Raw genomic sequence first — 8,363 nt, 5'->3', positions numbered from 1 at the left:
CGCCGGGCCCGCTCCCCGCGCCGGGCGATGACGGAGACGGGGGCCAGGGCGGTCCCCTCTTGCCCGGCGGAGGCCGCTTCCTGGAACAGCGACCGCAGTGGATCGTTGGAATCAGGCATCGGGAGCCTCCTCAATGCGGGGGTCCTGCAGATGGCGGGAGAGGGTGGCGCGGCCCCGGGACAAGTGGGTCTTGATCGTGCTTGGGGACAGGGAGGTCTCGGCGGCGATCTGCTCGACCGTCAGGTCGCACACGTAGTGCAGGACCATGGTCCGGCGCTGTTTCGGCGGCAGGTGCCGCAGCGCCTCCACCAGGGCCACCGCCTCGGGTCCCGGACCGTCCACGTGCCCGGCGGGGGCGGTGCGTTCCCAGGCGTCGGCGGTACGCCTCCGGCCGCGCCAACGGCTCACCGCGAGCCGCCACGCGACGGTACGGATCCAGGCTTCGGGCCGCCCCTCACTGTCCAACTGCCTGCGCCGGCCCCACCCCTTCACGAACGCTTCCTGCACCACGTCCTGCGCTTCGTGGTGGTCGCCGAGCATCACGTACAGCTGTCCTGTCAGCCGTCCCGCCGCCTGCGCGTAGAACTCTTCGAACTCCTCGACCGTCAAGAATCACTCCCGCAATCACTCCCGCGTCCACGTATCCCTCCCACCGGGAATACGCCCGCCGCACCGCATCCGGTCTACACCGGACGTCGAGCAGTCTTGTGAGTGGTGTCACACGAGCCCTCGGGGACACGCGGCCGGACGGCCGACCTCGCCCGCTCGGCAGAGCACGAGGCGGAGGGGGCCGGGAGCGTTCTCTCCGCAGGATGCCCGGGGCGAGCGTCGAGGCCGTCCCGTGTCGGGAGCGCTGCTCCTCCGACACCGTTTCGGCTCGGGCCTCCTCGCGGCCGGGTGCTCCCGTCCCCGCGCGGGTCCTGCTTGACCTTGACACGGTGACAAGGCCTTCACTGTTGGCCAAGGAGGTGGTCTTGATGACGATCACGAGGCAGGACACGGATGGGCACCGAGCGCTTCAGGAGCTGGAGGACGACCGTTCGTCCGTACGATTGCGTGCTGCTCTGGCGATCGGAACGGCGCCCGACCCGCGCTTCGTGGACACGCTCGTCGAGCGCTGCGCGATCGAACCCGACTTCTTCGTCCGCGACATGTTGACCTGGGCGCTCACCCGCCACCCCGTGGCCGTGACGCTCCCCGGGCTGGTGCGCGAGGTCCGCTCGGGGCGGGCGCAGGCACGGAGTCAGGCGCTGCACACACTGTCCAAGATCGGGGATCGGCGGGCGTGGCCGGCGATCACGCGGACACTGTTGTCCGATACCGACGACGAAGTGGCACGGAGCGCCTGGCGGACAGCGGTCGTGCTCGTTCCCGAAGGCGAGGAGGCGGGCTTGGCCGAGGTGCTGGCGACTCAGCTCGGGCGTGGTGAGCGGGAGACGCAGTTGAGCCTGAGCCGGGCACTGGTCGCGCTGGGTGAAGCCGTCGCGCCGGCCCTGCGTGCCGCGACGACGGCCCCCGACCCGCGCGTGCGCGTGCACGCGCTCGCCACACAACGGTTGAGGCGCGACCCGGACGCCGGGTTCGAGTACGCGATCGAGGAGGCGAAGCGCGTCGTGGCCCTCGGCGGATCCGGTCAGGAGGGACGATAGGGCGTGTTGATCGGTGAGGTGGCGCGGCGGTCCGGGGTCAGTGCCCGGATGCTCCGGCATTACGAGTCGCTCGGTCTGGTGCGTCCTTCGGGGCGCACGGGCTCCGGGTACAGGGAGTATTCCGGGGCGGACGTCCGGCGGATCTTCCACATCGAGAGCCTGCGGTCGCTCGGGATGTCGCTGCGTGAGATCGGGCGCGCTCTCGACGATCCCGGCTTCACGCCCTCGGTGCTCGTCGGCGACCTCATGGCTCAGTCGCGCGAACGCATCGCGGCCGAGACCGAGCTGCTCACGCGGCTGCGCCGGATCGACGCCGCGGATCCCACCGGCTGGGAGGACGTCCTCCAGGTCGTCGCACTCCTCCAGGCCCTGGGTTCGAAGAGCGCCGGAGCGCGCCAACGCGCGGCCCTGTCCTCGACCAACGAGGCTTCACCTCCGGTGGAGGCCCTGGTCGAGGCGGCGCTGCGCGAGGCGGATCCGCACGTCGCCGGTGCCCTTCGATGGGCGCTGGCTCGATCGGGCGACGCCGGGCCGGCGTTGTTGGCGGGGGGCCTCGGTTCACCGGTGGCGGCGGTGCGGGAACGCGCCGTCCAATCCCTGGCCGCGTTTCCCGGAGGTGAGGCCACCGCGCAACTGCGGCAGGCTCTCCTTCACGACGACCTCGTGGTCCGCGGGCATGCGGCTCTGGCACTCGGGGCACGTGGCGTGGTCGATGCGGCCCCGACACTCATCGACATGGTCGTGGGGGGAAGGAACGACACCGATGCGGCCGACGCGCTGAGCGTGTTGGCGGGCGACACCGCGACGGCGGATCGGATCGCGGCCGGGCTCGTCGAGCGCCTCGCCGTCGATACCACGGGGGCGCCCGCACGCGGACGGTTGACCCAGGCGTTGGCGGACATCCCGGGCAGCAGGGCGTCACGTGCCCTTGTGGAACTGTCGGATGACGAGGACCCTGCCGTGGCACTGACCGCGGCGTACCTTCTTCAACGGCGCGAAGCACGATGACGTAGACCACGAATCCTCCCCGGACACCATCCCCGCAACCCGCTTGACCGGCATGGGCTTGGCCACCGGCACGGCCTCGGCCAGGGGGCGCGACCGAGCACATCGGTCGCGCCCGCCGGTCACCTGACCCGAGGCGTCAAGCCGACGGACCGGCCGACGAACAGCCCGCGCGGAGCGCCCTTCTCGGGGCAGACTGTCGGCCACCCCGAGGGCACTAGGGTGGAAGCATGGATGATCCACTGGACCCCCTCCCGCCCGTGGGGTTGGAGAGTGAAGAGCAGCACGTCGTCATCAGGGTCGGGGGTGAGATGGACCTGGATCGGGCGCCCATGTTGCAGGAAGCCCTTCACTCGATGATCACCCGGCCCGACTGCCCGGCCGAGATCGTGGTGGACCTGAGCGAACTCACCTTCTGCGACTCCTCCGGCCTCAATGTCCTCATCCAATCGCGGCGCACCGCCCAGGAGAACGGCCGGCGCATCAGCCTGCGCGCCCCTTCCCCACAGATCCTCCAGCTGCTGGAACTCACCTGTACCGAGAACCTGTTCCCCCTCACGGACACCTGACCAGCCTGAACCCCACCCGGAGGCCGAGGCGGCCACACCGGGCGCCTTCCCCGACGACTCCGCCCTGAGCCGCGCCCCCTTCTCAGAGGAAAGGCAAGCGATGCCCGCAGCCGTCCGTGTCCAACAGTCGAGCGGAGACTGGGAGTCGGTCATCTCGCGTTTCCAGGAGCTCGTCGACACACAACGCGAGCCCGGCGGCTCGCTGGCGATCTGGCGCGACGGGGCTCCCGCCCTCGTCGTGCACGGCGGCAGCGCCGACGTCGCACGAGAGGTTCCCTGGAGCGCCGACACCCTCGTCCAGGTCTTCTCCACCGGGAAACCGCTGGTCGCGCTCGCCGCCCTGCAGGCTGTCGCCGACGGCCACCTCGGCCTCGACGAGCCCGTCACCGCGCGCTGGCCCGCCTACCGCGACGCGCCGGCACATCCCACGACCCTGCGCATGATCCTCAGTCACCGCTCCGGCAAGCACACGTTCTCACCCGCCGCCGCCGGGCTCGACCCCCGCGACCACGCCGCGCTCGTGCACGACCTCGAAGCCATGGAACCGCGGACCGTGCCGGGTCAGGTCATCGCCGAGCACGCCTCCACCTACGGCCACCTCGTCGACGGGCTCCTCGCCGCGGTCGGCGCCCCCTCGGTCCGCGCACACACGGAAGCCCTGTCCGGCGTGCTCGGCGCACGCCTCAGATTCGGCGTGCACCCCCACGAGCTCCCGCTGGTCGCCGAACCCGAGCCCATGGGTACCGAATGGACCGATTCCCACCTCGCCCACGAACTCGGTCGCGCCGCCCTGCTGCGCCCCGCCGGCCTCCTCGATGCCGACACCCTGCGCAGTCCGTCCTGGCACCAGGCTCGCTTCGGCGCCGTCGGTCTCATCACCGATGCCACCTCACTGGCGAGCCTCTACGACGACCTCAGCCGGCCCGACGGCCACGTCGCACGACTCCTCGGCGGGGAGCTCTGGTCCGAACTGTTCCGCACCGCCGCCACCGGCACCGACGGCTTCCTGCGCGACACCGTCCGCTGGTCCCTCGGCTTCCAGATCGACGACAACGGCGACCTGGGCATGGGCGGTATCGGCGGCAGCTGCGCCTGGTACTCCCCCGCTCACGGCTACGCACTCGCCTACGTCACACGCGGTCTGCACACGCACGACCGTGTCACGCATCTGGCCGACGCCGTCGAAAGCACACTCCGCGCGGACCACGGGGCCCCTGCCTTGCAGGAGCGCACGGAGGGCTGACCCGCGCAGGAGCGCACGGAGGGCTGACCCGATCCCCTTCCCCTCGGACCGGTGAGCCCGCCCACTCCCGGGAGCGTGCCGCGCGGCCGCGGCGAACCCGCTTCTCCGGTCACCGCCCGAACGACGCGGTGCGGACCCTTCAGAAGGCGTACCGGATCCTCAGCCACGGGGCGTGGGCGGCGACGAGCGTGCGCATCGTCTCGACGGCCTCGGCCTTGACGCCGCCCCGGTAGCGGACGTTCAGGCTGCCGTTCTGGGAGCGCTTGGGCTGCTGGAGGTCCGGCCGCCACAGGGCCTCCTCGGCGCGCGGGTGCCAGCCGAGGTTGAGGTCGTGCAGGTCCTTGTTGTGCGTCAGCATGATCACCTCGGCGGCCGCCTGCTCCTTCACCGCACGGGGCAGCACGTCGTCCATGTGCCGCAGCAGGAGGGACCAGTCCCGCTCCCAGTCCGGGCGCAGGACGACGGGCGAGAGGTTGAAGTGGACCTCGTACCCCGCTTCGAGGAAGTCCCCGGCCGCGGCGATCCGGTCCCTCACCGGGCTGGTGCGGATGTCGAGCAGTGTGGAGTCCTGCTGTGGCATGACGGAGAACCGCACCCTGGTACGGCCGCGCGGGTCCAGCAGGAGGAGGTCCGGGTTGACGAACTTGGTGGCGAAGGAGGCTTTGGCGGTTGGCCGGCGCGCGAAGGCTCGGATCAGGTCGGCGACGTTGTCGCTGATCAGGGCGTCGACGGAGCAGTCGCTGTTCTCACCGATGTCGTAGACCCAGGCGGTCGGGTCGCATTGGTTGGCCTCGGTCTTGGGGCCGAGGCGCGCCATGTGCCGGGAGAGGTGGGCGATGATGCGCTCGATGTTGGTGAAGACGGTGATCGGGTTGGCGTAGCCCTTGCGGCGCGGGACGTAGCAGTAGGCACAGGCCATGGCGCAGCCGTTGGCCGGGCCGGGGGCGATCCAGTCCGCGGAGCGGCCGTTGGGCCGGGTGGTGAGCGTCTTCTTCTCCCCCAGGACCAGGGTCTCGCTCTTGATCCGGACCCAGCGGTCGACGTTCCCCGCGTTGCCGTGGAGCTCCGGGATCCCCCAGTGCGAGGCGACGGGAACGACTTCGGCATCGGGGAAGCGGGCGAGGATCTGCCTGCCGCGCGGGGAGGCGGCGGCAGCGGGCTCGGCGTGGACGGCCCGTACGGACAGCAGTCGGCGCGCGGCCGGGGAGTCGCGGAACAGCGGGCCGGCGTCCGCCGGAGGGTGTCTCTCCTGACCCGTGTCGATGTCCTCCAGAGCGAACAGGGCGTCCGCGTCGTCCGGGTGCTCGTCCGGTCGGCCCGCGTGCGGTCGGGCGCCCATGTGCGTCTCCTGCGGGATCTTCGCGGTCGGCCCCGTGAGGGCTGTGGGGAGGCGGGAGACCGGGCGACGTGCACCGGGACGACCCGCCTGACATTCCACTGTAGGCGGCCCGGTGCGCCGGTGAGACACACCCGGGGGGCTTCCTCAGGGCGGGGCGTCCCCCGTGTCGCGGTGCGCCCGGATGACCTGCGCCACGTCGCCCAGCCGGTCCAGCCCGCGCACGGCCTGCGCCGTGCGCGGGTTGTCCGCCAACCGTGCGCGGTGCCGGTTCAGAAAGGACCAGTAGCCGACGGTGTAGGGGCAGGCCCGGTCTCCGGTACGGTCCGCGGGTCGGTACCGGCAGCCCCCGCACAGGTCGCTCATGCGGTGGATGTAGGCGCCGCCCGAGGTGTAGGGCTTGGTGGTCATCAGCCCGCCGTCCGCGTACTGCGACATGCCCACCACGTTGGGCAGCATCACCCAGTCGTAGCCGTCGACGAAGCACCGGTGGAACCAGTCCGTCACCTCGGTCGGGTCCCAGCCCTGTTGCAGGGCGTGGCTGCCGAGGATCATCAGCCGGGGGATGTGATGCGTCCACCCCGTGTCCCGGACCTGTGCCAGCACGGTGGACAGGCAGCGGGCCCCGAGCGCGTCCGCGTCCAGCTCCGTGAACCAGGTGGGCAGCGGCGCGGTGTGGCGCAGTTCGTTCCGGTGTCGGTAGTCCTCGCCGAGGTGCCAGTACAGGTTCCACACGTACTCGCGCCAGCCGCAGACCTGCCGGACGAACCCCTCCGCGCTGTTGAGCGGGACGTGTCCGGCCCGCCACGCGTCCTCGGCCCGGCTCACGCACTCCCACGGATCGAGGAGCCCGAGGTTGAGGGAGGAGGACAGCAGGCTGTGGCTCATCACGGGGTCGGCGGCCAGCATGGCGTCCTCGTGCGCGCCGAAGCCGGCGAGGCGGTGCGTGACGAAGTGGTCGAGCGCGGCCAGTGCCTCGCGGCGGCTCGCGGGAAAGAGCCGCGGGCCGTCGCGGCCCACGAAGGTGACGCCCTCCTCCCGTTCCCAGCGGTCCAGGTCTCGCCGGACTCCTTCGTCGATCTCGTCCTCGCGGGGGCGGTACGGTGCCGGTGCGCCCAGGGTGGTCTCGCCGCGAGGTGGAGGTTCGCGGTTCTCGTGGTCCAGGTTCCACCGGCCGCCCGCCGGTCGGTCGCCGTCCATGAGGATGTCGTGGGTGCGCCGGGTGTGTTCGTAGAGGTTCTCCTGGAGCAGCCGCCCCTTCTGCCGTGCGGCCCACTCGCCGAACTCCCGGTGTCCGACGAGGAACCCGCGGGCGGGGTGGACGGTGACCTGCGGCAGCGAGTTCACCAGGGTGAGGGCGGCGCGGGAGGTGGGGTGGTGCACGGAGACGGGTGCGTCGCCCACGGCCCGCGCGAGGCCTTCGCGATAGGTCTCCGCCTCGACGTACTGGGCGCTCCCGCCGAGGTCGGCCGCCCGGTGGCGCATGGCGCTGAGGACCAGATGGGCCTTGGCCCGGTGGAACCGGCGCCGGCGGAAGACCGCCCGGGACTCGATCAGCAGCCACCGGGTGTTCCTCGGCCTCCCGCCGGCGGCGGTGGCGGTGGCGGTGGCGGTGGCGGTGAAGTGTGGGCCGAGCTGGTCGCCGAACAACCAGTGCACTGGACTCATGGCGGCATCCAACCAACTCGGCAGGAGTGCGGGATGGCTGACACGACCGCCCGCCCTCGCTCGGGTGCGCCTCAGTACGCCCTCACGGCTGCGACGTGACGTGGTCGATCACCCGCTTGAACTCCTCGGTGGGCGAGAAGTCCACGTACTCCACGTCCTCGACCGCTTCCGGAGCGTGGCCCGGGGCCCAGTAGAAGGCCTCCCCGGCCGTGTAGTCCCGCGAGCCCTCCTTCGTGTGCATCCTGAGCGTGCCCTTGAGCAGATAGCCCCAGTGGGGGCACTGGCACAGGTCGTCCGGCAGCCCCTTGAGCGCCGGAGCCATCTCCATCCCCTCGGAGAGGCGCATGAAGGCGACGGAGAAGCCACCGCCGATCTCCTGCAAGCGCAACTCCACGCCCTCGCCCGCGATGGCCACGGGGGCCTGGTCACGCGTGGTCGCCGTCATGGTTCCTCCACGGCTTTCGGTCCCGCCGTCCCGAGAATTCCCGCCCGCTCCCAGTCTCCTCCGGCCTCGCCCGGCCTGCTCGGTGTGCGCCGCTCACGGGCCCGCCGGGCCGACGGCAGTCCCGTCATGGCATCGATCAGTAGGGACGGGGCTGCCCCCGCTCCTACCGAATCACTCCGACATCAGCTGTTTGTTCTGGATTCACGCGGTATGACTTCCCCATCATGGGAACGGGCTCGGGCTCTCCGGTCCCCACCTCATCCGCCGGAAGGCTCCGCCATGGCACTTGCCCACCGCCGCATCGTGCTCCTGCTCGCCGCGCTGTCCCTGTGTACCCTGCCGCTGGTCCAGTCCGCCCCGCGCGCCGAGGCCGCCGGGCCCCCGCACTGCGCCCCCGGCACGCTCCCCGTTCGCCCCGGCTCCCCGAACGGGGCCGCGCAGGGGCAGC

General features: G+C 71.4%; 8 protein-coding genes. 4 read left to right on the top strand and 4 right to left on the bottom strand.

The window, feature by feature from the left end; genetic code table 11:
* Positions 1–111: 111 nt before the first annotated feature.
* Positions 112–609, bottom strand: coding sequence for a SigE family RNA polymerase sigma factor (locus ADK55_RS07490; RefSeq protein WP_053676685.1), 498 nt, complete (start codon positions 607–609; stop codon positions 112–114).
* A gap of 368 nt (positions 610–977) precedes the next feature.
* Between ADK55_RS07490 and ADK55_RS07485 the strand changes: the two genes are divergently transcribed.
* The 4 genes from ADK55_RS07485 to ADK55_RS07465 all read left to right on the top strand — a co-directional run bounded on the left by ADK55_RS07485 (position 978) and on the right by ADK55_RS07465 (position 4,466).
* On the top strand, positions 978–1,649 hold the full coding sequence (locus ADK55_RS07485) for a HEAT repeat domain-containing protein (protein WP_053676686.1): 672 nt from the start codon (positions 978–980) through the stop codon (positions 1,647–1,649).
* A gap of 3 nt (positions 1,650–1,652) precedes the next feature.
* The gene (locus ADK55_RS07480; protein WP_053676684.1) at positions 1,653–2,657 is read left to right on the top strand and encodes a MerR family transcriptional regulator; all 1,005 of its coding nucleotides are present in this window, start codon (positions 1,653–1,655) and stop codon (positions 2,655–2,657) included.
* Between the two features lie 227 nt (positions 2,658–2,884).
* Positions 2,885–3,223, top strand: a complete 339-nt coding sequence (locus ADK55_RS36070; RefSeq protein ID WP_078998599.1) for an STAS domain-containing protein — start codon at positions 2,885–2,887, stop codon at positions 3,221–3,223.
* 100 nt (positions 3,224–3,323) lie between these two features.
* Entirely contained in the window at positions 3,324–4,466 is a 1,143-nt protein-coding gene (locus ADK55_RS07465; protein ID WP_053676681.1) for a serine hydrolase domain-containing protein, read from the top strand.
* Positions 4,467–4,605: 139 nt separating this feature from the next.
* Here the strand turns inward: ADK55_RS07465 and ADK55_RS07460 are convergent, their stop codons facing one another.
* From ADK55_RS07460 to ADK55_RS07450, 3 genes are all read right to left on the bottom strand, one after another.
* Positions 4,606–5,805: a spore photoproduct lyase family protein gene (locus ADK55_RS07460; protein WP_053676680.1), complete on the bottom strand. Its 1,200-nt coding sequence runs from the start codon at positions 5,803–5,805 to the stop codon at positions 4,606–4,608.
* 144 nt (positions 5,806–5,949) lie between these two features.
* Complete coding sequence (locus tag ADK55_RS07455; RefSeq protein ID WP_199826466.1) at positions 5,950–7,470, bottom strand: cryptochrome/photolyase family protein; 1,521 nt, start codon at positions 7,468–7,470, stop codon at positions 5,950–5,952.
* 82 nt (positions 7,471–7,552) lie between these two features.
* Positions 7,553–7,915: a hypothetical protein gene (locus tag ADK55_RS07450; protein WP_053676678.1), complete on the bottom strand. Its 363-nt coding sequence runs from the start codon at positions 7,913–7,915 to the stop codon at positions 7,553–7,555.
* Positions 7,916–8,363 lie beyond the last annotated feature (448 nt).

The organism is Streptomyces sp. WM4235 (genome assembly GCF_001279725.1).
Taxonomy (GTDB): domain Bacteria; phylum Actinomycetota; class Actinomycetes; order Streptomycetales; family Streptomycetaceae; genus Streptomyces.
Note: the sequence above shows the minus strand (reverse complement) of the source record. Positions and strands in the feature narration are given on the sequence as shown.

What these genes read in the sequence shown, in the direction of transcription:
- ADK55_RS36070 (WP_078998599.1), top strand. Translation starts at nt 2,885, where the DNA reads ATGGATGATCCACTGGACCCCCTCCCGCCCGTGGGGTTGGAGAGTGAA.
- ADK55_RS07455 (WP_199826466.1), bottom strand. Translation starts at nt 7,470, where the DNA reads ATGAGTCCAGTGCACTGGTTGTTCGGCGACCAGCTCGGCCCACACTTC.
- ADK55_RS07450 (WP_053676678.1), bottom strand. Translation starts at nt 7,915, where the DNA reads ATGACGGCGACCACGCGTGACCAGGCCCCCGTGGCCATCGCGGGCGAG.
- ADK55_RS07485 (WP_053676686.1), top strand. Translation starts at nt 978, where the DNA reads ATGACGATCACGAGGCAGGACACGGATGGGCACCGAGCGCTTCAGGAG.
- ADK55_RS07465 (WP_053676681.1), top strand. Translation starts at nt 3,324, where the DNA reads ATGCCCGCAGCCGTCCGTGTCCAACAGTCGAGCGGAGACTGGGAGTCG.
- ADK55_RS07460 (WP_053676680.1), bottom strand. Translation starts at nt 5,805, where the DNA reads ATGGGCGCCCGACCGCACGCGGGCCGACCGGACGAGCACCCGGACGAC.